Source organism: Sneathiella limimaris (assembly GCF_012932565.1).
In the GTDB taxonomy this organism is placed as follows: domain Bacteria; phylum Pseudomonadota; class Alphaproteobacteria; order Sneathiellales; family Sneathiellaceae; genus Sneathiella; species Sneathiella limimaris.
In genome coordinates this window covers 543768-566548 of the sequence record NZ_JABBYJ010000001.1, presented here as the reverse complement: position 1 = coordinate 566548, position 22781 = coordinate 543768, and the positions used below count along the sequence as shown (strand labels likewise).

19 protein-coding genes and 1 tRNA gene are annotated in these 22781 nt (G+C 46.8%); 10 read left to right on the top strand and 10 right to left on the bottom strand.

The window, feature by feature from the left end; translation table 11 throughout:
• Positions 1-8: 8 nt before the first annotated feature.
• The 3 genes from HH301_RS02630 to HH301_RS02620 form a co-directional block, all read right to left on the bottom strand.
• On the bottom strand, positions 9-668 hold the full coding sequence (locus HH301_RS02630) for an LON peptidase substrate-binding domain-containing protein (RefSeq protein WP_169566520.1): 660 nt from the start codon (positions 666-668) through the stop codon (positions 9-11).
• Positions 665-1573: a thioredoxin gene (trxA, locus tag HH301_RS02625; RefSeq protein ID WP_169566519.1), complete on the bottom strand. Its 909-nt coding sequence runs from the start codon at positions 1571-1573 to the stop codon at positions 665-667. Before trxA ends, HH301_RS02630 begins: the two co-directional genes overlap by 4 nt.
• 117 nt (positions 1574-1690) lie before the next feature.
• Complete coding sequence (locus HH301_RS02620) at positions 1691-2179, bottom strand: prolyl-tRNA synthetase associated domain-containing protein (protein ID WP_169566518.1); 489 nt, start codon at positions 2177-2179, stop codon at positions 1691-1693.
• A gap of 156 nt (positions 2180-2335) precedes the next feature.
• Between HH301_RS02620 and HH301_RS02615 the strand changes: the two genes are divergently transcribed.
• A tRNA-Gly gene (locus tag HH301_RS02615) sits at positions 2336-2410 on the top strand.
• Between the two features lie 46 nt (positions 2411-2456).
• Here HH301_RS02615 and HH301_RS02610 read toward each other — a convergent pair.
• Positions 2457-3329, bottom strand: coding sequence for a helix-turn-helix domain-containing protein (locus tag HH301_RS02610; protein WP_169566517.1), 873 nt, complete (start codon positions 3327-3329; stop codon positions 2457-2459).
• A 170-nt stretch (positions 3330-3499) separates the two neighbouring features.
• On the opposite strand from HH301_RS02610, the gene HH301_RS02605 reads away from it, so the two are divergent.
• The 6 genes from HH301_RS02605 to HH301_RS02580 are packed head-to-tail and all read left to right on the top strand — an operon-like array spanning position 3500 to position 9451.
• Positions 3500-4726, top strand: coding sequence for an amino acid ABC transporter substrate-binding protein (locus HH301_RS02605; RefSeq protein WP_169566516.1), 1227 nt, complete (start codon positions 3500-3502; stop codon positions 4724-4726).
• 28 nt (positions 4727-4754) lie between these two features.
• Positions 4755-5627 carry a branched-chain amino acid ABC transporter permease gene (locus HH301_RS02600; RefSeq protein WP_169566515.1) on the top strand — a complete coding sequence of 291 codons (873 nt, stop codon included), beginning with the start codon at positions 4755-4757 and terminating at the stop codon, positions 5625-5627.
• A complete protein-coding gene (locus HH301_RS02595; protein WP_169566514.1) occupies positions 5628-6545 on the top strand; it encodes a branched-chain amino acid ABC transporter permease in 918 nt (305 codons plus the stop codon).
• Positions 6542-7273 carry an ABC transporter ATP-binding protein gene (locus tag HH301_RS02590; RefSeq protein ID WP_169566513.1) on the top strand — a complete coding sequence of 244 codons (732 nt, stop codon included), beginning with the start codon at positions 6542-6544 and terminating at the stop codon, positions 7271-7273. The genes HH301_RS02595 and HH301_RS02590 overlap by 4 nt, the downstream gene beginning before the upstream one ends.
• Positions 7266-7985 (top strand): ABC transporter ATP-binding protein, encoded by a 720-nt coding sequence (locus HH301_RS02585; protein WP_169566512.1) that lies wholly within the window; start codon positions 7266-7268, stop codon positions 7983-7985. The genes HH301_RS02590 and HH301_RS02585 overlap by 8 nt, the downstream gene beginning before the upstream one ends.
• A 14-nt stretch (positions 7986-7999) precedes the next feature.
• Positions 8000-9451: an aldehyde dehydrogenase gene (locus HH301_RS02580; RefSeq protein ID WP_169566511.1), complete on the top strand. Its 1452-nt coding sequence runs from the start codon at positions 8000-8002 to the stop codon at positions 9449-9451.
• 15 nt (positions 9452-9466) lie between these two features.
• Here the strand turns inward: HH301_RS02580 and HH301_RS02575 are convergent, their stop codons facing one another.
• On the bottom strand, positions 9467-10333 hold the full coding sequence (locus tag HH301_RS02575; RefSeq protein WP_169566510.1) for a LysR family transcriptional regulator: 867 nt from the start codon (positions 10331-10333) through the stop codon (positions 9467-9469).
• A gap of 108 nt (positions 10334-10441) precedes the next feature.
• On the opposite strand from HH301_RS02575, the gene HH301_RS02570 reads away from it, so the two are divergent.
• Positions 10442-10807, top strand: a complete 366-nt coding sequence (locus HH301_RS02570) for a cupin domain-containing protein (RefSeq protein WP_169566509.1) — start codon at positions 10442-10444, stop codon at positions 10805-10807.
• 1 nt (position 10808) lies between these two features.
• On the opposite strand, the gene HH301_RS02565 is transcribed toward HH301_RS02570, so the two are convergent.
• Both HH301_RS02565 and HH301_RS02560 read right to left on the bottom strand, forming a co-directional pair.
• Positions 10809-11618 carry an MBL fold metallo-hydrolase gene (locus HH301_RS02565; RefSeq protein WP_169566508.1) on the bottom strand — a complete coding sequence of 270 codons (810 nt, stop codon included), beginning with the start codon at positions 11616-11618 and terminating at the stop codon, positions 10809-10811.
• A 50-nt stretch (positions 11619-11668) separates the two neighbouring features.
• Positions 11669-12205: a hypothetical protein gene (locus HH301_RS02560; RefSeq protein WP_169566507.1), complete on the bottom strand. Its 537-nt coding sequence runs from the start codon at positions 12203-12205 to the stop codon at positions 11669-11671.
• Positions 12206-12395: 190 nt separating this feature from the next.
• Here HH301_RS02560 and HH301_RS02555 point away from each other — a divergent pair, with 190 nt between their 5' ends.
• Positions 12396-12863: a YtoQ family protein gene (locus tag HH301_RS02555; protein ID WP_169566506.1), complete on the top strand. Its 468-nt coding sequence runs from the start codon at positions 12396-12398 to the stop codon at positions 12861-12863.
• A 50-nt stretch (positions 12864-12913) separates the two neighbouring features.
• Here the strand turns inward: HH301_RS02555 and HH301_RS02550 are convergent, their stop codons facing one another.
• The 3 genes from HH301_RS02550 to HH301_RS02540 all read right to left on the bottom strand — a co-directional run bounded on the left by HH301_RS02550 (position 12914) and on the right by HH301_RS02540 (position 17373).
• The gene (locus HH301_RS02550) at positions 12914-14917 is read right to left on the bottom strand and encodes a hybrid sensor histidine kinase/response regulator (RefSeq protein ID WP_169566505.1); all 2004 of its coding nucleotides are present in this window, start codon (positions 14915-14917) and stop codon (positions 12914-12916) included.
• 155 nt (positions 14918-15072) lie between these two features.
• On the bottom strand, positions 15073-16176 hold the full coding sequence (locus HH301_RS17585) for a DNA alkylation repair protein (protein ID WP_169566504.1): 1104 nt from the start codon (positions 16174-16176) through the stop codon (positions 15073-15075).
• Between the two features lie 24 nt (positions 16177-16200).
• Entirely contained in the window at positions 16201-17373 is a 1173-nt protein-coding gene (locus HH301_RS02540) for a M20 aminoacylase family protein (RefSeq protein WP_169566503.1), read from the bottom strand.
• Positions 17374-17897: 524 nt separating this feature from the next.
• Here HH301_RS02540 and HH301_RS02535 point away from each other — a divergent pair.
• Positions 17898-22733 carry an NAD-glutamate dehydrogenase gene (locus HH301_RS02535; protein WP_169566502.1) on the top strand — a complete coding sequence of 1612 codons (4836 nt, stop codon included), beginning with the start codon at positions 17898-17900 and terminating at the stop codon, positions 22731-22733.
• Positions 22734-22781 lie beyond the last annotated feature (48 nt).

The window sequence follows — 22781 nt, the reverse complement described above, 5'->3', positions numbered from 1 at the left end:
ATATGGTCTTACTGAAGAGTTTTGTTCGTACTGCTTTGTTGCATCATCATGGTCAGCAAATCAATCAACAATTTGCAACGATCCGGTACATTTTCAGCTTCCAGTAAGGCCTGTTTCTCGGCGGGGGAAAAGGGGCAGATCATGGACAGGGAGTTAATCAAGTTATCATCCTCCAGATGATTAAGCATTTCCCAATCCGCTTCTTCATTTTCCAGCTCGAGGAAGTGTTTTAGTACGGCTTGAAGTGCATTTCTGTCGATACCTCTTCCAGAGCATGGCATACGGTCATGGTTGAAACGGTCATAATCTGCAACAACTTGCCGATAAAGAGTTGTTCGTTCAGGAATTTCTTGCTGAACCTGAAAGCGGCATATCCCTTCCAGCGTAATTTGGTAAATACCACTTGGATGTTCAGAAAACTCACAGATTTTGCCAGCACATCCGATGGAGTATAAATCAGGTTCATGCGCAGGATCATTGGGCACCTTTGGTTGGATAATCCCAATAACCCGATGGCCTTCCATGACGTCACGAACCAGATCCATGTATCGAGGCTCAAACACGTTCAAGGGTAATTGACCGGTTGTCAGTAACAAGGCCCCGGTAAGCGGGAAGATCGGCAAAACTGCCGGTAGTTCCTCCAAACCTGATGGGCCTTGATCACTCATGAGAATAACGCGGCTGATAGTTGTCTGCGAAACCGTTTGGATAGGTCGTGCATGGGTCCAAGAACTTCAAACATCTTTAAGAGCTCTTGGCGTGCCGCGCCTTCATTCCATTCTGGGTCTTTTTTAATGAGCGCGAGAAGCGTCTCTCCTCCCGTCTCATATTTTCCGGCGCTGATCAGAGCTTTCGCAAAGTCTAGAGCAGCTTGCAGGTCGTCGGGATTGTTGGCTGCTTTTGCTTCCAGTTCAGCCAACTCGCCTTGATCTGTGGCATTGAGTGCAATGTCCAGAGCTGCCTGGCTTGCAGAAACGACAGCGGTTAATTTGTCTTTCTCAGAGAGGGTATCTAACAGGGTTTGAGCGGCTTCTGTCTCTCCAAGCTTGACATAAACCCGAGCAAGATACGCCTTGGCTTCTACATGTTCGGGTTCTGCTTCCAGAACTTGGACAAAGGCGGCAAGTGCGGTCTCGGTATCATCTTCCTCCAAGGCAGCGATGCCAGCTTCAAGCGCGGCCTCAACCGGGGAGGGGCCAATTTCTCCCCCGAGATTTTTCTCGATAAACTCTTTTAGCTGACTTTCTGGTAGCGCGCCCATAAAGGCATCAACGGGCTGCCCATTTTTAAAGGCGAAGACAGCAGGAATACTTTGCACGCGAAGTGCTTGTGCGATCTGCGGGTTCTGGTCGATGTCAATTTTTACAAGCTCAACGGCTCCACCTGCCGAATTCACAACTTTCTCCAAAACCGGACCGAGCTGTTTGCAGGGGCCGCACCATGGTGCCCATAAATCCACAAGAACCAATTTTTCTTGGCTAGCTGCTACCACGTCATTGGTAAAGCTTTCCGTTGTTCCGTCCTTTACCCAATTTCCGGCGCCGGCTGCCGCTGCGTCAATTTGCATGTTCATCAGATCTTTTTCAGCCCAAGTTACTATATCAATTGTTCACGCGGTTCTGCGCAATGCAGAGTGGATAACAGGTTTACACGCGTCTGTTAAGGGTTCGCAGGGTCTATTTTCCCATTTTTACAAGCTAACAAACGTAACCTCATGTCCTGTGGCCTCAATGAAAAGTTTAAGGTCCTTCAATGAAATTTGCGTCGTTTGCGAATTTATCAAGGGGTGAAAGTTCAAAAACTCTTCCTTTTCCATTTCTGAATCCAGCAAAACTTTGACGCTAGCGTCCTTATCATTGATTAAAGCGAAGGGCGTGACAGATCCTGGAGTAACCCCCAAAAGCTCCATTAACAAATCTGGTTTTCCAAAGCTCAGGTTCTTGGCTCCTATTTTTTTTCGCAGTTCCTTTAAGTCGACTTTTGTATCCTCTAGACATACGAGAAGATAAATGTCGCCTTTCTTGTCTTTTAGAAACAGGTTTTTGCTGTGCCCACCTGATAAGGTTCTTGAAACCTGCTGAGCCTCCTCCACGGTGAAAACCGGGTCATGATGATGAGTTTCGGTCTTGATTCCCAGTTCTTCCAACTTCTGGAAGAGGATTTCGGGGGTTGCAGGCATAAAATGGCTCCCAGATTTAGATAATTTGCCCTTGAGAATAACGATTTACGGGGTTTTGAGCCAAGCTGAAAATAAAATGACATTTTTTTAAAATCGGGCTTGCAATCGGGATCAAGATAGCTATTATCCCGCCTCGCAACGATGGTTGCACGCGAAGCGGGCGTAGCTCAGGGGTAGAGCATAACCTTGCCAAGGTTAGGGTCGTGAGTTCGAATCTCATCGCCCGCTCCAAATTTTCAAAAAGCCTTGCCATTGATTTGGCGGGGCTTTTTTGGTTTTACGGCCAGGCAGCGAATGTTTTCGGTGGAATTTGTTCCTGCTTTTTAGTTCTAAATTGGCCGGGCGACATGCCAGCATGTTTTCGGAAGAAGCGATTGAAATAGGCTGCATCCTTAAACCCCAACTTATAGGCAATCTCTGAAATCTGTTGGGGCGACGTGAGAAGTTGCATTTCAGCCTCTTGAAAGAGTTTACGATGGATCTCTGCCAAGGGAGATCGACCGGTTGCTCTTTGTACGGCTGATGTTAGACGATCTTTAGTGACACCGATATGATCTGCATAAGCAGTAACAGTCCAATGATCAGTGATGTGTAATTCCACTAAAGATACAAAATTCTGGAAAATTGACCTTGGAATGGATGTGGAGCGGGTTATTTCGGTCGAGCTTGCTCGCCAAATTTGGATAAGAAGCAAGGTGAGATTATATCTAACGACATCTTGGGTTGCGGGTGCGTTGTTATAAAGCTCTTCATGGATTGTATCAGTGAGTATTTGCAGCTGTTTCACAGTTGATCCGGGATCAGGCTTTTTAATGATTGGCTCAGCCAGTGCTGCTCTCACATCAACGCCAAGGGATCCAGATGGGAGTGAGACCCCAAGCTGTAACTCTGGGATGCTGACAACCATTCCTCTTGTACCAGCCTTGATGGCAAATTTGGAGGAAACTCCTTGGGGAACCCATACAAAAATGGGAGCCTGGATCTCGTTTATTGTTTCTTCCATATGCAGGGTTGCCTGACCTGCAAGCAGGAGGAACAGATGGGATCTTCCGCCGCGAATAACATATTCGGTCTGGGTCAGGCTACTTTGCAGGATTTCGGCTTCAACATTTTCCCAAATGGGGGTCGAAAGCTGTTTTTGTGCCGTCATTTTATGCAACCTTTACCGCTTAACCGTCCTTACATTCCGTCAAAAGTACAATTTTTTCCGCATTTAGTCTATTTTTAAGCTGCGCTTCCTTCACTACTCTGTTCATTACCTAAAAACGATATGCCTTGGGCAGCCTCTTTGCTGAAACCAGGTAACTTTGGGAGGGAATAATGAAGGACAGAAGGAGAGTTCTGCGAACAGCTTTGTTCGCGGCGGCTGCGGTTACAGCGGCAACAACCTTGATGACGGGTCAATCTACTGCAAGTGCTGATACGGTACGTATCGGTTATGCAGTTTCCAAAACAGGTCCGAATTCTGCAGGTGCCGGAATTACAACAATTCCGAATTATATCTTGTGGGTAAAAGACGTCAACGAAGCAGGTGGATTGAAGCTGCCTGATGGAAGTCGGAAGATGATTGAGGTCATTGAATATGATGATCGGTCATCATCTGAAGAAGCGGTTCGCGCGGTTGAGCGCCTCGCGGTTCAGGACAAAGTGGACTTTATTCTGCCGCCGTGGGGTACGGGCTTTAATCTGGCGATTGCGCCCTTGATGGACAAGTTTGGGTATCCTCAATTAGCTGTCACAGCTGTGACGGATATGGCTCCAAAATTTGTCAAAAGATGGAAAAAGAGTTTCTGGTTCCTGGGTGGCGGCAGCGACTATTCCGAAGCTTTGGCTGAAATCTTGGGTAAAGCAAACAAAGATGGGCAGATCAACAACAAGGTTGCCGTTGTCTCTGTTGCAGATGGTTTTGGTATCGATTTGATTAAATCAGCGCGTCCAGCTTTTAAAGAGGCCGGATTAGAGCTCGTATTCGACAAGACCTACCCATTGGGCACAAAAGATTTTAATTCCTTGCTGACAGAGGCAAAGTCCTCTGGGGCGGATACATTTGTCGCCTTTTCGTATCCTCCAGGAACCTTTGGAATGTCAAAGCAGGCAAAGGTCTTAGGTTTTAACCCCAAGGTTATGTATTTGGGTGTTGGAGTTGGCTTTCCCGTCTTTACAAAAATCATGGGACCTGACGTTGATGGTGTCATGAGCCTTGGTGGAATTGATCCAAACAGTCAGAGTTTCAAGGACTATGCGGCTCGTCACGCAGCTGCGACGACTAACCCACCTGACTCTTGGGCTAGCAGTGTGACTTATGCAAGCCTTCAAACACTCCAGCAAGCGATTGAGCGGGTTGGATTGGACCGTGAGGCTGTTGCCAAGGAAATTTCAACCGGTGAGTTCGACACTATCCTTGGAAAAATCAAACTGGAAGACAATCAGCTTCGAAAGCTTTGGTGGACAGGTCAGTGGCAAAACGGTGCCTTTGCTGCGGTTTCGCCGTCTTCTCGGGATGGTGCCTCTTCCGTAGTCATTCCGAAGCCGGAATGGTCTAAGTAAGTATAGCAGTTCTTAAAGGTCGCAAAACATGCTGACAACCTCTCTTGTTATCGGGTTGGTTCTGGGAGGAACCTATGCATTGGCCGCGCTTGGCCTGACCATGCAATATGGTGTCTCCCGGATTATGAACCTAGCCTATGGGGAATTTGTAATTGTCGCTGCTTTTGCGACCTTTGTTCTGGTCTCAACATTGGACTTGGACCCTTTACTTAGTCTTTTGCTGGTGGGCCCGGCGGCATTTATCGCATCATACGTGATTTACGCTGTTCTGATGGCTCCGCTAGTCAAAAGGTCGCAAAAGGGGGGCAGTCTGGAAATAGACTCGATCCTGGTGACCTTTGGATTACTCTTTCTGATACAGGGTATTCTCCTCGTCATATTTGGAGCGGATTTCCAGAGTTATAGCTATCTGAATGTTCCCTTGAACCTGTTCGGCGTTATCATTGCCGCCAATCAAGTTCTTGCATTTGGCCTCGCGATGTTCCTGGGGGTTGGCCTTTTTCTGCTGATTAAGTTTACCCGGTGGGGATTGATTTTGCGAGCAGTGGCACAGCGACCAGAAAATGCGCCTTTGGTCGCTATTAATGTGGACCGGGTTGCGCAACTCGCTTTCGCTTTTGGGGGAATGTTGGCGGCCCAAGCTGGCGTAGTGATATCCATGTTCCAGACATTTACAGCAACAGCTGGTGTTGTTTTTACAATGAAAGCTTTGATTGTGGTGATTATGGGCGGGGTCGGAAATTTCCTCGGTGCCTTGTTGGCGGGCCTCATCCTGGGACTGGTCGAGGCCTTCGTTTCAGCCTACCTGGATCCGGGTCTGACACTGGCGTCAACTTACTTGATTTTTTTGGTTCTTCTGCTCTGGCGGCCTCAAGGGTTGTTTGGAAAAAGCGTGAGTTAAATGAAAATGAGTATCAAGTTTAGCCTCTTCGCTGGGCTGGTTGGATTACTGGGGTTTGCACCTCTTGTCTTTGAGGATTATGGCCTCGGGCTGATGATCGGCATTGTCAGTTATGCAATTCTCGCCCAGGCTTGGTCCCTGTTTTCAGGTCCAACCCGTTATATCTCACTGGCTACCGTGGCTTTTTATGGGGTTGGTGCTTATGTGGTGGCTGTCCTCAATGAGGATTTGGCTTATCCCCTGATATTGCTCGTAGCCGTTGGAATTGGCCTAGTGATGTCTTTGGCTGTTGGCATTGCAACCTTGCGTCTTGCAGGGGTCTATTTCGTGATTTTTTCCTTCGGTCTTGCGGAATTGGTTCGTCAGCTTATCACATGGTACGAGGTGAATATCACCGGGACGCTTGGCCGCTACATCTTCCTGCCATTTGAGGCTCAGCATATTTACTGGATGCTTTTGGTATTGGCCGCAATTACTTTTGGAATTGCCTGGTGGATTAAAAACAGCCGGACAGGAATGGCCCTTCGGGTCATTGGTGAGGATGAAGTTGTTGCCTCCCATGTTGGGATCAACATCACCAGAACCAAATTGCTCCTTTTTGCAATTAGCGCATCCATCATGACGCTCGTGGGGGCAATTCAGGCACCGCGGTGGGTCTATATCGAACCCAGTATTGTGTTTAATCCAACCGTATCCTTTTTAACGGTCATCATGGCCTTGCTGGGCGGACCGCATCGATTATTAGGGCCCATTTTTGGTGTTATTCCCCTGTTTTTATTGTTTGAATGGCTGTCAGCCAATTTCCCAAACCATTATTCAATTCTTCTGGGGGCCGTCTTCATCCTCATTGTGTTCCTGCTCCCTAAAGGGGTTTTGGAGTTTATTGATCGGTTCCGGTTGGGAGGGGCCGCAAAATGACGCAACTCTTGCAAACCATAAACCTGACAAAACGCTTCGGTGGCCTGACGGCAGTACGGGATGTGAGTTTTACCCTTTCAGCCGGTGAGGTGATCGGCTTGCTGGGGCCAAACGGTTCCGGAAAGACCACTTTGTTGAATATGATTTCTGGGGCACACCGGGCAACCTCAGGACAGATTGAATTTGAAGGTCTGCAAATTCAAAATCTCCGACCTGATCAGATTTCCAAACGTGGGATCGCTAGAACCTTTCAGCTTGTAAAGGTATTGCCATCCATGACTGTGCTGGAAAATGCAGTCAGTGGGCTGGCTTTTGGGTCAAATCCCAAATGGGGTCATGAGGCTGAAAGTAAGGCTATGGAGAAATTGCATTTGGTCGGACTTGCGGACAAAGCCGAATTACCAGCAGCTTCCCTCACCTATATTGATAGCAAGAGACTTGAGCTTGCAAGGGCGCTTGCAGCTGATCCGCACCTTTTATTGTTGGATGAATGGCTCTCTGGTTTGACACCGGAAGAGTTGAAGACAGGGATTGAGCTGATCAAATCCATTCGCGATGCTGGCGCCAGCATACTGATCGTCGAACATATTATGAGTGCCATCAGAGAACTTTGCCCCCGCTGCATAGTTATGAATGCGGGCGAGAAAATCGCTGATGGCCCGACAGATGAGGTTCTGCGACAGCAGGATGTTATCGAAGCGTATCTGGGAGCCCCGCACCATGCTTAATCTTTCAGGTTTATCCTTATCCTATGGAAAGCATTTGGCGCTGGACAATGTGTCGTTTGAGCTGGCGGTAGGTGAAACCATCGTGATCCTGGGTTCAAACGGGGCTGGAAAAAGTTCACTTCTAAAAGCGTTATCCGGGCTGGAAGCCTATTCCGACAATACTCGTATATCGTTCGATGGGGTAGACTTAACGAATATGGCAGCTCATCAGCGAGTGGATCTCGGGCTCTCCCTAGTGCCTGAGGGAAGGGGGTTATTTCCAGCTCTTTCCGTAGAAGACAATCTTTTACTCGGCGCGAATACCCGCAATGGTCGAGCACGTGAAAAAGAGAATAAAGCCTATGTGTTTGACTTGTTTCCCAAGCTGAAAGCAAGGGCAAGTCAACTGGTTGGGACTATGTCTGGCGGTGAGCAGCAGATGGTTGCGATTGCACGTGCGCTGATGTCTGCTCCAAAGCTTCTAATGCTGGATGAACCGAGCCTTGGTCTTGCTCCTATCGTTGTGAACGAATTGTTCGAAACCTTGAAATCAATCCGTGCGTCCGGGGTTTCCATGCTCATCGTCGAACAAAATGTCCAAGCCAGTCTTGGTGTTGCGGATCGAGGGTATGTCATGGAAACAGGTCGCATTGTCGGAGAGGGGAGTGCGCAAGAGCTTCTCTCAGATCCAAATTTGGAAAAAGCCTATCTCGGAACCTCTGCTGAAATTTAATCAGGAATATATTCATGAAAAACGTTGATCTCTTAATTAATGGCTCCTCCCAGGAAGCAGCTGGCGGTGCGTTTTTTGAGCGCCAAAACCCAATCACTGGCGAGGTGGCGACGCGAGCCGCAGCCGCGACGGTGGAAGATGCCTTAAAAGCAGCCGACGCTGCAGCCATGGCATTTCCAGAGTGGTCAGAAACATCACCAAAAGGCCGTCGGGAAGTTTTGTTGAGCGCAGCTGACGCCTTAAAGTCCAGATCCGACCAAATTGTCGAGGCTATGGCCAACGAAATTGGGGCTACCACCGCTTGGGCCATGTTCAATGTTGGACTGGCAGCTGATATGCTGGTTGAAGCAGCTGCTATGACCACCCAGATTTCCGGGGAGATTATTCCGTCGAACCGCCCGGGAAGTCTCGCTATGGCTGTTCGTCAGCCCGTTGGGGTTGTTCTGTCCATTGCACCATGGAATGCACCTGTGATCCTTGGGGTAAGATCCATCGCCATGCCGCTGGCTTGCGGAAATAGCGTGGTGATGAAAACTTCTGAGATTTGCCCGAATACTCATATGCAGATCCTGGAGGCTTTGACGGAAGGTGGTCTTCCAAACGGTGTGCTTAACGGGATATCGAATGCACCTGAGACAGCATCCGAAATTGTTGAAGCATTGATTGCACACCGGGCAGTAAGACGGATAAATTTCACGGGCTCAACCCGTGTTGGAAAATTGATTGCTGAAACAGCAGGTCGTCATCTCAAGCCTGCTTTGTTGGAGCTGGGCGGTAAGGCGCCTGCCGTTATTCTGGACGATGCAGATCTGGATCATGCTGTCGCGGCAGTGGCGTTTGGCGCTTACATGAACCAGGGTCAGATTTGTATGTCTACCGAACGGGTTATTGTGGATGAAGCCATTGCTGATCCCTTTGTCGAAAAACTAACCGAAAAAGTCCGAACCCTGAAAGCTGGCGATCCACGTGAAGGAAAAACACCTCTTGGGTCTGTCGTAGACAAAACGGCCGCACAACGTATTCAGGAACTGATTACTGATGCGGTGGACAAAGGTGCTGTTGTGCTGGCCGGCGGTGTTGTGGATGGAACGATTATTGGGGCTACCTTGCTGGATCGGGTCTCTCCCTCCATGAGAATTTATCGTGAGGAAACCTTTGGACCAGTTGCCTGTATCTATCGGGCGGGCAGTGTCGATGAAGCCGTTCGGATTGCCAATGACACCGAATATGGATTGTCAGCCTCTGTTTTTGGTCAAAATGCCATGCGGGCTATGTCGGTAGCTCAGCGCATTGAAAGCGGGATCTGTCATATCAATGGTCCGACTGTACATGATGAAGCTCAGATGCCTTTCGGTGGTATGAAGGAGTCTGGTTATGGTCGTTTTGGGGGTAAGGCTGGAATTGATCAGTTTACGGAGCTTCGCTGGATGACCATTCAGGATGGGCCGTTACATTTCCCGATTTAAGGGTTCGTAAAACTTTCAGGCAGCTTGCTTGAGAGTAAATCCACGGCGAATAAAGTCGGCAAGGTGATTGGCAAGGTCTTTTTGCCGACTTTCTGCAACGGATAACGTGATATGAAACTCAGGAAGCACCGGAAATCCGTCTCCGCTTTTAAACCAATCAAGTTTTGGTGGAACCAGGGTTTTTAAAAAGATTCCGACGGCCATATCCATCTGGATCATTGCTTGTACGGCATCGATATTGTTGCTTTCATAGACTCGTTTCCATTTTCTACCCGCCTGATCCAGGGCAGTAATTGTTGGTAACCGAAAAACGCAGTCATTGCTGGCAATGGAGAGCGGGAGCGGGTTCTGTTGCCTGATTTTACTGCCTCTCGCCGCAATCCAGACAAGCTGGTCCTTAAAGAGAGTTTCACCGGTTAGGGCTGAAGGTAGCTCTTCCATCAAGGTAATATCGAGTTTTCCATCCTGAAAATGTCTTTGTAGTTCCAGTGTTGGCGCGGCAATTAGGGTAATATTCACATCTGGAAACTGGTCGGCGAATAATCTCAAAGTTTGCGGTAGGCTTCCTTCAACCAAATCCAAGGGAACGCCTAAAGTCAGCTCTCCCTTAAACTCTGGTTCTGTCATATCGTTCCAGATCTGATCGTTAAGACGAATTAGATCCTGTGATCGGGCAAAAAGCCGATCTCCCTCCGCGGTTAGGTGCATTCCGTCCTTTTGACGCTTGAAAAGCTGACAGCCTAATTGATCTTCAAGTCTTCGAACCTGCTGACTAACAGCACCCTGCGTGAGATTGAGAAGTGCACTTGACTGGGTCATGTTCCCGGTTGCTGCAACGGTTCTAAAGGTTCTGAGCAGTTGGATATCAATATTTCGGTTCATGGTATTATATATTCTAATGATACAAATTAATATAATTACATTCTCTAATTATCTAATGACGGGTAAAGATTGACAAGTTTTATTTCGGGATTTGCTAAAGAGGAAAACATGCAAACAATTAATTTGGACCAGAAATTTGATCAATTTTCAAAATATTGGACGCCTCATATCGTCGCAGAAGCAAATGGCCAGCATGTGCGATTGGCAAAGTTGAAGGATGAATTTGTCTGGCATGCTCATCAGGATGAAGATGAATTGTTCATAGTTGTCAAAGGGACTTTAACAGTGAATTTTCGAGATCGGGTGGAAACTGTTCAAGCCGGCGAGATGTTAGTGATTCCAAAGGGTGTAGAGCATATGCCCGAGGCAAAAGAGGAAGTATATTTGATCAATATTACGAAAGCAGAGACTTCCCACACGGGTGATACGGAAAGCGAGATCCGAGTTGAGGTTTCTGATATGCCGAAGATCTAGTTTAAGCTGCTTTTACTTTTAGGGCCTCGGTGAACAGATTGCGTTTGGAAAAATTATATCGGGTGACCTTGGCCATATGGTCTTCTGGACCCAACAGGCGTATCACGATTTCTTCCACTTCAGCTCCATTTGTATGAAGCTCATGAACTTTTTCACACAGCTCTTGCATATTGGTCAGTTTTTGTTGGAGCTCAGCCTTGCCATTTTCCAAAATACCACGGTGCGGACAGAATAGCCGATCAAAATCGAGCTTAAGCGCCTTTTCTATGCTGCTCATCAGAAGACTAAGGTCTTCATCACTTCTTAGGTATTTCAAAGATTTTGAGATATAGAGGTCCCCAGAAAAGAGCCAACCTCGTTCTGGAACATGAAACACATGAAGGTCTTTTGCATGTCCTGGGGTATGATGGGCCGTCAGGTGCAATTCGTTGGAAAGAGTCAGACTTTGCGGTAGTGGATTGGTCTCAACTTTTCTTGGAGATCCCCAAATCAGTTTTTGCAAAAGGGGCGTTTTATATCCCTTACGCAGTTTGTCCTGACTAAGCGAAGGGGCGAGCGGTTTGAGATTAAAATACTCAGATATTCGGCCGGCATTGCCGCTGTGATCCTCATGATGATGGGTGAGCAAGACCTGCTCGACTGGCTTTTCATCTAAAAATCTTTTTACATATCTCCATTGATTGGAAGGTCCCGTATCAATCACAGTGCTGCCAATCCGGTAAATAATAAAAGTCGTGTTTACGCCGCCCTTAAACCGGCCGAAGCGGGCACCATCCACACAATCATATTTGTATCGTTTAAATAAGGGCATTGGCTGACACTTAAAGCAAATAGGGGCCCTTATTGTTAACGAATACTATCTTAGTTTTCAATCAGGGCTGCATCCATATCTTCTTTGTAAAACTGTTTGGTTGCACAGTTTTCTGAAAAATCTTCCCTGAGTTCCGCATATCGAACTGTGTTTTGCTCATAGCTTGCTGTCTCTTTTTCATAGGCAGCTGTTCGAGAGTTGTAATCTGATACCATTTGGTTGTGGTTTTTCACTCTCTCATTTCGGGCTTCCATCGCTGCATCATCATTGATGCCCTTCGTTGGGTTGGCATCCAAATAAGCTTGAGAAGCTTTGATTTTTGCGGCCAGGTCATTCAGGTCGGCAACAGTTTTATTGAACCCATTTGCCTGACTATCCAGAATGTTACTCAACAAATCAAGCTTGCGGGAAGCTTGTAAACACGCCTTAAGTTGTTCTGGGGTTAAGGTGTTGCCGTCATATGTTTTTGTGCCATCCAAGCTTTTGGGAAAACCGCGAAGGCTGTGTTCCTCAAGTTCGGCTGCTAAAGCATTGTTTCCCCAGCTAGCAAAGGCGCACAGTATGACCAAGCCCTTGAGTATTTTCATCGGAATGCTCCTTTTCGTTGAATCCCCAACCTGATTTATCTTTATCTTTGCGAAGAAAATGGCGCTTTCAAGACATTCTTTAAAATTGTCAAAGCAAGATAGGTTCTGGCACGTAATTTCACATCATGGAATGACAGAGGCGACAGAGAATTGTACAAAAGAATTCCCATTTAGAGCGAAGAGAGAAAATATGAGCGAGAAAACCTGGATTGTGTATCTGTCAGGTGAAATCCACACCGATTGGCGCGAAAGAATTATCAACGGTGCGAAAGACAGAAACTTACCTGTTGTTTTCCATGGTCCGGTTACTGTTCATGCGGACAGTGATGATTGTGGATCAGAAATCTTGGGATCAGAAGACCAGAAATACTGGTTCGATCACAAAGGAGCTCTGCTCAATAGTGTGCGCACCGAGACACTCTTGAAAGAGTCTGATTTAGTGATTGTAAGGTTTGGTGAAAAATATAAGCAATGGAACGCTGCCTTTGACGCTGGCCAAGCGGCGGCACTTGGCATTCCTTATATCACATTACATCCCGAGGAGCATGATCACGCGTTGAAAGAAGTGGATGCGGGTGCACGTGGTATGGCGCGGGAGCCAGAGCAGGTTGTTGATGCATTGGACTATGTTATTACTGGAACACTCCGCCGGAGTTAAGCGAGGTGCGGATAATGGTCTGAAGCAGTGTCTTAATTTGCAAACATATTTTAAGTTTCTTTGATCGCACTACTGATTGCCATTGCGAGTTCTTCGCGGTTAATCGGCTTACTGACAAACCCGTTCATGCCGGCGTCAAAATAAGACTGAATATTCTCCGCCATCACATCTGCAGTAAATGCAATGATTGGAACTTGAGATTTTAAGCCAGGCAGAAGACGGATTTGTCGCGTGGCATCCGGACCTGAAAGTTCAGGCATGCGGACATCCATTAAGATAAGGTCGAAATCATTATTCCTAACTGCATCGACTGCTTCCATTCCGTTAATCGCAAAACGACTTTGGTGACCCATGTTGTTTAAGATTGCCTGGATGATGGTTCGATTAAACTCATTGTCTTCTGCAACAAGGATGGAAAGTTCTTTAACTGACTGAGGTATTTCTTCTACGCGTGATGAGCTATCTTCTATTTCCGCAACTTCGCGAGGTTGATAGTAAGGGAATGTGAACCAAAAAGTACTTCCTTTCCCAGGAACGCTGTCTACACCAACTTTTCCACCCATAAGTTCAACTAGACGCTTGCATATGGAAAGTCCCAGACCCGTCCCCTGATATTTACGGCTGATAGAAGCGTCCGCTTGGATAAAGTCATCAAACAACTTTTCTTGGATATTCTTATCGATACCAATACCCGTATCCACGATACTGAATTTGAGCAAGTTATCCTCTGCTTCTTGAGTGCAATGGAGCGTAACAGAACCACGATCTGTAAACTTAATCGCATTCCCGACTAAATTCATGAGGACTTGCTTTAGTCTTGTCGGATCTGCAGAAATTCTCTCAGGTAGATTGGGATCGAGCTTTACTGCGATTGATAGCCGCGACTTCTTTTCCGGTGGACAAGTCTCAGAGAAAAGCTGAACGACTTCTTTTGCTATCAAAGAGGGGTCGAAGCTGACGTCTTCAATTTCGAGCTTGTTAGCTTCTAACTTAGATAGGTCTAAAATATCGTTGATGATTGTGAGTAAGGATGTTGATGCCTGTTTTAGGTTTTCGACTTTTAGCTTGATGTCTTTACTTAAGTTTTCATTCAGCAAGAGGTCAGCAAAACCAATCACTCCTGTCATCGGAGTTCTGATCTCGTGACTCATACTTGCCAAAAATTCTGATTTTGTTTTGTTTGCCAGATCTGCTTCTTCCTTTGCGGCAAGGGCTGTATTTATTGCTGCTCTGGCTTTTAAGTATAGATGCGTTATGGCGGTGAGTAAGAGAGTTAGAATAAATCCGATTATTATTGCAATCTCGGGCACACTGTTGGTTTGAGAGGAATAAAATTGTGCTGTCGGTATTGTTTTGACGGCGATCCTGTGTCCCATCATCTCCACATAGTCGGTGTGGCCGGAAGAAGTACTACTTGAGTTGGCAGAAGCTTCGTTAAAAACCGCTTCATCGTCTATTTTCACGGAGTAGGAAAACTCTTCTCGACGGTCAGATTGCTGGAAAATGTGCCTAAGCCAAGGTTCAATGCGATAGACTGCCGAGACAAAACCGTCAAAATTTCCATTCAGATAAATTGGCAAGTATACGATGAAGCCTTTGCCACCTTGCACCAAATTTATTGGTGATGTCATGGTTGTATTATTTTCATCTCTTGCTGTTTCCAGGGCTTGTCTTCTTCTTTGTTCCTGCCCAAGATAAAAGCCAATCGCCGCTTCATTCCCTTCTTCGGGTGCTATCCAGCGGACGTAGAAGTTTTTGTCTACCCAGCCTACCGCATGAAGGCCTTCGAAATCGACCGTGTATGCCTTTGCATCGCTTAAGAATTCGTGTTTGGGGGTACCGCCGCTGGCCGCCCAGCGCCCAACAATTCTCTGGAGAGCAGGAAGTCCAGAGTTAATATTTGCAGCTAATAAGTCGGTGACATATGAAGTTTGACTGATAATTTGTCTGGCTTGGGCTGTGGTTCGCTGGTTATCGAGATAAAGCCAGACTAAGACGCTAGAGAACAGACCAATAATAAAAACAATCGCTGGCAACCAAACTGAGTTTTTCAAAGAAATCCCCTAACGATTTTTACGTGGTATCAAAGTAACAGCCGCCTGCAAGATGCGATGCTCCTCATTCTATCGACGATACATTAGAAGTATTAACATATTATGTTTTAAGCCAATTGCTGGTGACTTGACGCTTCAGAAGGAATGTTGGCGGTTTAGCCTAAAAGTTGAAAATTGGCGGATGTAATTTCTACACCATTTACCAGGACGGAAATTTGGTGATCGCCTGCATAGTGTTTTCGGGTGGTGAAATCGGTAAATCGGTGGGATTTTCGAATTAAAATTTCCCCGTGTTTGGGCAACCCTTCACTAATCATGAAGACTTTTCGTGAGGTCGTCCCGTTGAATTTGACAAAATCCACCGCGTATTCGATGCGAAGTTTTTGGGGAAGCGTTCCCTTTATCATGCCCGTGAAGCTAAAATCCTGTGTCTCCCCAATTCCTATGGTCGCTCTGTTCAGTTTTAATTCTGGCGTAGAAATTTCAACAGGTGTCGCTCCAAATAGGGCCAGTGCGTTGGGGTTGCCCTGTTTGAGGAGCGTTCGAAGGCCATGTTTTAAGATCCAGTCCGTGTTCGGGTGTGTTCCCCGCCATTTCTCAGCAAAAGCCAAAACAATTGAGGGGTGATCCTTGGCGATATCATTTAGATTGTTCGCGACACTTTTTTGGACAAATTTGCTGTCGTCTTTGCAAAGTGTCTCCAAAATTGGAAGAATTGGATTTGGGTCTTTTTTAAATTCTGGTAAGCCTATGGCCCAAGGTAGGCGTGGCCGACATCCTTCAGAAGCCCACCTGCGGACATGAGGATGAGGATGTTTTGCCAGTTCATAGAAACGGCTCATCACTTCAGCAGGGGAGTCAATTAGGAAGGGTCGAATAGCCAGTTCAGATGTGGTCCCCTTGCATGTAAAAAATGTAAGGGCCTCAAGTGCAAGGTTGAGGGATATGTCGTTTTTTCGTCTTACAATGTAATCCGGAATGAAAATCGACAGCATATCTGCATATTTTTGGGCGTCCCCGCTTACTCTTGGCAGCAGTTGCTTCAGAATTTCGATTGCTGGTTCCGGATCAGCAGGCAGAAAAGTAACCAGAGCATCGGTGAGGCGGGAAGAGCGCTCCTTCAAGGAAAGATCTTCCCATGGCTCTGCCAGTACATGGGTTTTGAAGCTATCCACATTCAAAGGGAGAAGGGTGGATAGCTCTGCAGCTATCAGGTGAATATAATCTTCTGAGTAAAACGACCTGAGTTCGGCTGCCACTGGTTTTTCCTTTATTAGGTTTTGTCAGCTCCTGGGAAGTTCCTGTTCCACCAGTTTTACCCAAAGACTTGCTCCGATACTCAGAATTTCATCATTAAAATCATATTTGGGGTGGTGAACACTGTGAGTATGATCCTCGTCTGCCTGACCAAGGAAGATATAGGCACCAGGACAGGCTTCCAACATGAAGGAGAAATCCTCGCTTCCCATGCGGACCGGCGCATTGGTATTGACATTTTCTGCACCAACAATCGCTTTAGCAGCACGGGCGACAATTTCTGTTTCTTTCTCATGGTTGACGGTGCAAGGGTAATTCCGTTGATACTCAACGTCAATTTCCACGCCAAAGCTCGCAGCATGACCCGCACAGATCTCCTTGAAACGCTTTTCGACCATGTCCCGAAGCTCTGGTGTTGTCGTCCGAATAGATGCTGTCAGTTTTGCATCGTGGGCTATGACATTTTGAGCAGTGCCAGCATGGAATTCGGTAACGGAAACCACCACGTTGTCAATCGGGCTCACATTTCGCGAAACGATCGTTTGAAGCGCTGTATGAAGCTGCACTCCGACCATCAGTGGATCAATTGACCTTTGGGGATGTGCTGCATGCCCACCTTTTCCTTTGATAGTGACATAAGCTGCATCTGCAGAGGCCATTAGCGGTCCTGTTTTGATGTGAAAAGTACCTTTGGGCTGGTCTGGCATATTGTGAAGACCATAGACACCGTCACATGGAAAGCGCTCAAAGAGGCCGTCTTTGACCATGGCATCTCCGCCTCCGCCGCCTTCTTCGGCTGGCTGGAAGATAAAGTGAACCGTTCCATCAAAATTTGGATTTTCTGAAAGATGTTTGGCGGCCCCCAATAGAATGGCAGTATGTCCATCATGTCCGCAGGCATGCATCTTGCCTTCGTATACGGACTGATATTCTAAGCCGGTGAGTTCCTGCATGGGCAAAGCATCCATATCAGCCCGGATGCCGATGGAGCGCCCGCTATTACCCTGACACTTTAATGTACCGACCAGACCGGTTTTCCCAATGCCTTCTGTAACTTCAATTCCCCAGCTTCTCAGTTTCTCTGCGACAATTTGAGCGGTTCGAACTTCTTCAAAGCAGAGTTCTGGATGTTGATGAATATCCCGACGCCAAGTCTGCATATCATTCTGTAACTCGGCGACACTGTTATAAATTGGCATGCTTTACTCTCTACGTTTGGGGGTTGGTAAATAACTGGCCGGAATATTAGCGCGAGAAAAAGCGGCGGCTCAAGATAATTGTTTGATACCAATATAAATTCGCAACCCAGTTTCTTCTCTTGGGCGCATGTCATTTCGGGCAGGGGCGTTTCTGTTGACCTAAGGTATTAATCATGGTTAATCTAATGTAACCATTAAGCAAACGGTTGTTTGGTAACTATTTGATTTATTTTAAATTTTACGGTTGAAGTCACCTGCTGGCAGGCCTAATAGTCAATCTATCCTTTTGGTAAGGTTGTAGGGTGAGGGCTGTTAGTAAGGTGTCGATTGAAAAAACAGTTGAACCGGGTTTAGCGGCGATTACTTCCAGTTCGTTAGATGTTGAGTCATGTATTTGTTATGTTGCGCTGCAATATTGATTTGGTAAATATTTGATATCGACAACAAATATTTAACACTCATCTTGCATGTTATTACTTGAGATCAGCTAAAATACTTGAATATGAGGGAATGGGGTACTGATCATGGCGGCGAGTGCACAAGAGCTCAAAACTGAGAAAATAGCAGAAGTTCTGGCTGTGATTGACAGTCGATTGGAAAAATCGCAGGCATCAGATGTCCGCTATTTTGTCGGAAAATTATATGAGCGCCTTGCGCCTGACGATGTTTTGGGTATCCAGCTGGAGAATTTATATGGCTCGGCCCTGTCTCTCTATAAATTCGCCGCTAGCCGAAAACCTGGTTCAGCAAAGGTTCGTGCCTTTAGCCCCACGTTAGAAGAGCATGGTTGGCGGACGTCCCATACCGTTATTGAAATCGTCAATGATGATATGCCCTTCCTCGTTGATAGTGTTACGGCAGCGCTCACCCAACGTGGGATAAATGTTCATCTGGTTATTCACCCAATTTTCTATTCTGAGCGGGACAAGGCCGGACAACACATCAAGTTTCATCCAGCCCCCAAATCTGGAAAGCAAAAAGGAAATGCTGAATCCTTCATGCATCTGGAAGTCGATGAGGTAAGTGATCCCGTAATTTTGAAGGAAATAGAGGATGAGCTGGTTGCGGTCCTCAACGATGTGCGACTCGCTGTGACTGACTGGAAAGACATTCTTGGTCAGGTCGACACGATTGTTAAGAAGTTGAAATCATCTCCTCCGCCTGTTGAACCAGAAGAAATCGATGAAGGTAGAGCTCTGCTTGAATGGATGGCAGATGATCACTTCACGTTTTTGGGGTTTCGGGAATATACTTTCACCAGCTCCGGTAAACGTAAAGTTGAAAACTGGGAAGTAGTAGAAGGTTCAGGGCTCGGGATCTTAAGAGATTCCAAGCGCCGGATCATGACCGGTAAGGCAGAGATGTCGCCTGAAGTGCGCGAATTCCTCCATCGCCCTGAATTGATTATTGTCACGAAGGCAAATGCCCGTTCTACCGTTCATCGACCAGTTTATCTAGATTATGTCGGGGTCAAAAAATTTGATAGTAAAGGGCAGGTTGTTGGGGAGTACCGCTTTACTGGTCTTTTTACATCTGCAGCATATAACCGCATTCCCCGCGATATTCCGTATCTCCGCCGGAAGGTTCAGAAAACACTTGAACTATCTGGCCTGACCAAAAGTAGTCACGATCAAAAAGCTCTTGCGCATATTCTGGAAACCTACCCACGGGATGAATTATTCCAGATTGATGTTGAAGAACTGCATGAGATTTCTCAAAAAATCCTCGCGTTACAAGAGCGGCCAAAGATCAGTGTGTTCCTCAGAAGAGACCGCTTTCAAAGATTTGTCTCGGCGCTGGTTTATGTGCCGAAAGAAAAGTTTAATACGGATCTTCGGCGTAAGTTTGGTGGCATTCTCGCTGAAATGCATGGCGGAGAGATTTCCGCTCATTATTCACAAGTCGGGGATGATGCACTAGCACGTATTCATTTTCTAATTGAGCTTTCAGCAACCAGTAATTCGGATGTAGATGAGACGGTTTTGGAAAATCGGCTCGTTTCGGCTGCCCGTGAATGGTCAGATGACTTGAGCGATGCGCTGCTCGAGCGATGGGGAGAAGAAAAAGCTCTCAAGTTGAACGCAAAGTATGGGGAAGCCTTCCCCGTGGGATATCGCGCCCGCTTCAATGCCAATCTGGCCCTCCGAGATATTGCTAAATTGGAAGAGGTCCTGGAAAATGGGCAGGTAGGCTTGAACCTCTATCGGTGGGTTGAAGATCCTGAAAGCAAAGTCCGTTTTAAGGTTTACAGTCCAAATGAGCCGCTTCCACTTTCAGATTGCCTGCCAATGATCGAAAACATGGGGCTTAAGGTACTGGCGGAGAACCCTTATCAAGTAAACGGAGAAAAACTAGATACCTCCATCTGGATCCACGATTTTGAGTTAATTGAGCCAGGTGGGGTTGAGCTGGATTTGCATCAACTCAAGGCCAAGTTTGAAGAAACATTCTTACGCGTCTGGAGAGGAACAACTGAGAGTGATGGGTTTAACCGGCTTGTTATGCTGGCAGGATTAAGCTGGTCAAATGTTGCTGTGCTAAGGGCTTATGCGAAATATCTCCGACAAGCCGGTATTACATTTTCGCAGTCTTATATGGCGAATACCCTTGCAGCGAACCCCCAGATTAGCAGGCTTTTGGTCAAGCTTTTTGAAATTCGTTTCGACCCCAAAATGAAAAAGGACCGAAAAGCGGCTTTCAAGGAAACTAGAGGTTCAATCATTGAGGCATTGGAGCAGGTCGCGAGCCTGGATGAAGATCGAATTCTGAGACGGTATCTTAATCTGATTGAAAACACATTGCGGACCAACTTCTATCAAAAAGATGTTGGGGAGGAAGAGAAACCATACTTCTCCTTTAAGCTTAACAGTCAGAAAATTGACGAGTTACCTCTGCCAAGACCTCATGTGGAGATTTTTGTCTACAGCCCGCGCGTTGAAGGTGTGCATCTTCGAGGTGGCACGGTGGCTCGCGGCGGTCTTCGTTGGTCCGATCGGCGTGAAGATTTCCGAACTGAGGTTCTCGGGCTGATGAAAGCCCAGATGGTCAAAAACACAGTGATTGTTCCTGTGGGCTCTAAAGGTGGATTTTATCCGAAACGTCTGCCAGTTGGCGGCACCCGAGAAGAAGTGCAGCAGGAAGGCATTGAATGCTATAAAATTTTTATCTCCGGGTTGTTGGATGTAACTGACAATTTGGTTGCGGGCTCAGTCGTACCGCCGAAAGATGTGGTGCGTCATGATGGAGACGATCCATATCTCGTTGTTGCTGCAGATAAAGGAACTGCGACTTTCTCTGACATCGCAAATGAAGTTGCGATTAGCTATGGCTTTTGGCTCGGTGATGCTTTCGCGTCTGGTGGCGCGGCTGGCTATGACCATAAGAAAATGGGTATCACTGCCCGTGGTGCATGGGAATCTGTGAAACGGCATTTTAGAGAGCTTGGCAAAAACATTCAGGAAGAGGAGTTCACTGTCGCTGGTATCGGCGATATGTCTGGCGATGTGTTTGGCAACGGTATGCTGCTGTCAAAACATATCAAATTGGTCGCAGCTTTTGATCACCGAAACATCTTCCTGGATCCTGATCCAGATCCGGCTAAATCTTTTAAAGAGCGGGAAAGGATGTTCAAGTTGCCGCGCTCTTCGTGGGAGGACTATGATCCTAAACTGATCTCTAAAGGAGGTGGGGTTTTTAGCCGTCAGGCTAAGTCCGTAGAATTAACGCCAGAGATTAAAAAACTACTTGGATTAAAGGCCTCCAAGCTAACTCCTAACGAATTGATTTCAGTTATTCTGCAGTCCGAAGTTGACCTTCTATGGTTCGGCGGTATCGGAACCTACATCAAAGCTTCTCATGAAAGTCATAGTGCTGCGGGTGACAGAGCCAATGACGCTATCCGGATTGATGGTAAGGAAGTTCGGGCCAAGGTGATTGGAGAGGGTGGTAATCTCGGGGTAACTCAAAATGGCCGTATCGAATATTCGTTGAAAGGTGGCCGCCTTAACACCGATGCCATCGATAATTCTGCCGGTGTGGATTGTTCTGACCATGAGGTTAATATCAAGATCCTGCTTCGCACCGTCCTTGACGATGGGGAGATGACCGACAAGCAGCGAGATCGGTTGCTGGCAGATATGACTGATGATGTTGCAGAACATGTTTTGGAGGATAACTATCTGCAAACACAGGCATTAACAACCGCCACTCGTCAGAGCATTGCTAATTTTAATGAGCAGATCCGGTTTATGAGAGAACTTGAAAAGCAAGGTCGCTTAAACCGCACTGTTGAAAACCTTCCTGATGATGAGGAACTGGATCGCCGCGCTAGCGCTGGTGTTGGCTTATCACGTCCAGAAATGTGTGTTCTATTAGCCTATGCAAAGATGACACTCTATTCAGATATCCTTGAGACTGATTTGCCGGACGATCCGTTTTTTGAAAGTTGGTTGAAAGAATATTTTCCACCCCAACTTCGGGCGAAATACGCTAAATATATCTCTACCCATCGACTCCGTCGGGAAATCATCACAACCGTCGTGATCAACTCTTTGATCAACAGGGCTGGGATCACTTTTGTGATGCAGATGGTCGAGGAGCAGGGAGTTAGTGTTGATGATGTTGCCCGGGCCTATGCCTTGATAGTCGAGGTGTTCGATCTGGAGAAAGTTTGGGCAGAGATTGAATCTCACGACAATAAAGTAGATACAGTTGTTCAGGGGCATATGATTGATGCAACGCAGATGTTGCTCCGGCGGGCTACACTTTGGTGTCTTCGCCATTTACCACTTCCATTTGATATCTCAACTCAGATTAAGGAATTGGCCCCGGCAATGAAGGAGCTCGAAAAAGAGCTAGAAGGTCTCTTAAGCGAGGCTGGCCGCAAACTTTATCAGGATCGGGTGAAATATCTGACGAGCAACAATGTGCCAGATGTTTTATCGCACCGTATTTCTGCCTTTGCACCTCTTCGCTCATCGCTGGATGTGGTGCAAGTAGGCCGTTTGTCTTCGCGACCAATTGCAGAGGTTGGTGAAGTCTATTATGCCGTGGGTGCTAATCTGAATCTGGATTGGTTGCGGAACGCAGCGGAAGCCATAGACCCAGAAAACCATTGGGAGCGTCTGGCAATTACTGCCATTATTGATGACCTCTATGGTCAACAGAGAGCATTGACGAATTCCGTATTTGCGGATGCCAACGGCCATAAGGGCATTAAGGCACTTGAACACTGGGAAGAAATTCACTCCAGCCCAATCAGGCGATCTCGTGAATTGATTGAAGAGTTTAAAACCAGTGGCGGAGTGGATATTTCCAAACTGGCATTCGCCAACCGTCAGTTTAGATCCATGATTAGTTAATAAAACTGTCCTGCAATTTTGCTTCTCCTCTCCCGCTTTTCGCGTAGA

Excerpts from the sequence above, each read along its gene's own strand:
- HH301_RS02630 (WP_169566520.1), bottom strand. The coding sequence starts at position 668 with ATGAGTGATCAAGGCCCATCAGGTTTGGAGGAACTACCGGCAGTTTTG.
- trxA (WP_169566519.1), bottom strand. The coding sequence starts at position 1,573 with ATGAACATGCAAATTGACGCAGCGGCAGCCGGCGCCGGAAATTGGGTA.
- HH301_RS02620 (WP_169566518.1), bottom strand. The coding sequence starts at position 2,179 with ATGCCTGCAACCCCCGAAATCCTCTTCCAGAAGTTGGAAGAACTGGGA.
- HH301_RS02610 (WP_169566517.1), bottom strand. The coding sequence starts at position 3,329 with ATGACGGCACAAAAACAGCTTTCGACCCCCATTTGGGAAAATGTTGAA.
- HH301_RS02605 (WP_169566516.1), top strand. The coding sequence starts at position 3,500 with ATGAAGGACAGAAGGAGAGTTCTGCGAACAGCTTTGTTCGCGGCGGCT.
- HH301_RS02600 (WP_169566515.1), top strand. The coding sequence starts at position 4,755 with ATGCTGACAACCTCTCTTGTTATCGGGTTGGTTCTGGGAGGAACCTAT.
- HH301_RS02595 (WP_169566514.1), top strand. The coding sequence starts at position 5,628 with ATGAAAATGAGTATCAAGTTTAGCCTCTTCGCTGGGCTGGTTGGATTA.
- HH301_RS02590 (WP_169566513.1), top strand. The coding sequence starts at position 6,542 with ATGACGCAACTCTTGCAAACCATAAACCTGACAAAACGCTTCGGTGGC.
- HH301_RS02585 (WP_169566512.1), top strand. The coding sequence starts at position 7,266 with ATGCTTAATCTTTCAGGTTTATCCTTATCCTATGGAAAGCATTTGGCG.
- HH301_RS02580 (WP_169566511.1), top strand. The coding sequence starts at position 8,000 with ATGAAAAACGTTGATCTCTTAATTAATGGCTCCTCCCAGGAAGCAGCT.
- HH301_RS02575 (WP_169566510.1), bottom strand. The coding sequence starts at position 10,333 with ATGAACCGAAATATTGATATCCAACTGCTCAGAACCTTTAGAACCGTT.
- HH301_RS02570 (WP_169566509.1), top strand. The coding sequence starts at position 10,442 with ATGCAAACAATTAATTTGGACCAGAAATTTGATCAATTTTCAAAATAT.
- HH301_RS02565 (WP_169566508.1), bottom strand. The coding sequence starts at position 11,618 with ATGCCCTTATTTAAACGATACAAATATGATTGTGTGGATGGTGCCCGC.
- HH301_RS02560 (WP_169566507.1), bottom strand. The coding sequence starts at position 12,205 with ATGAAAATACTCAAGGGCTTGGTCATACTGTGCGCCTTTGCTAGCTGG.
- HH301_RS02555 (WP_169566506.1), top strand. The coding sequence starts at position 12,396 with ATGAGCGAGAAAACCTGGATTGTGTATCTGTCAGGTGAAATCCACACC.
- HH301_RS02540 (WP_169566503.1), bottom strand. The coding sequence starts at position 17,373 with ATGCCAATTTATAACAGTGTCGCCGAGTTACAGAATGATATGCAGACT.
- HH301_RS02535 (WP_169566502.1), top strand. The coding sequence starts at position 17,898 with ATGGCGGCGAGTGCACAAGAGCTCAAAACTGAGAAAATAGCAGAAGTT.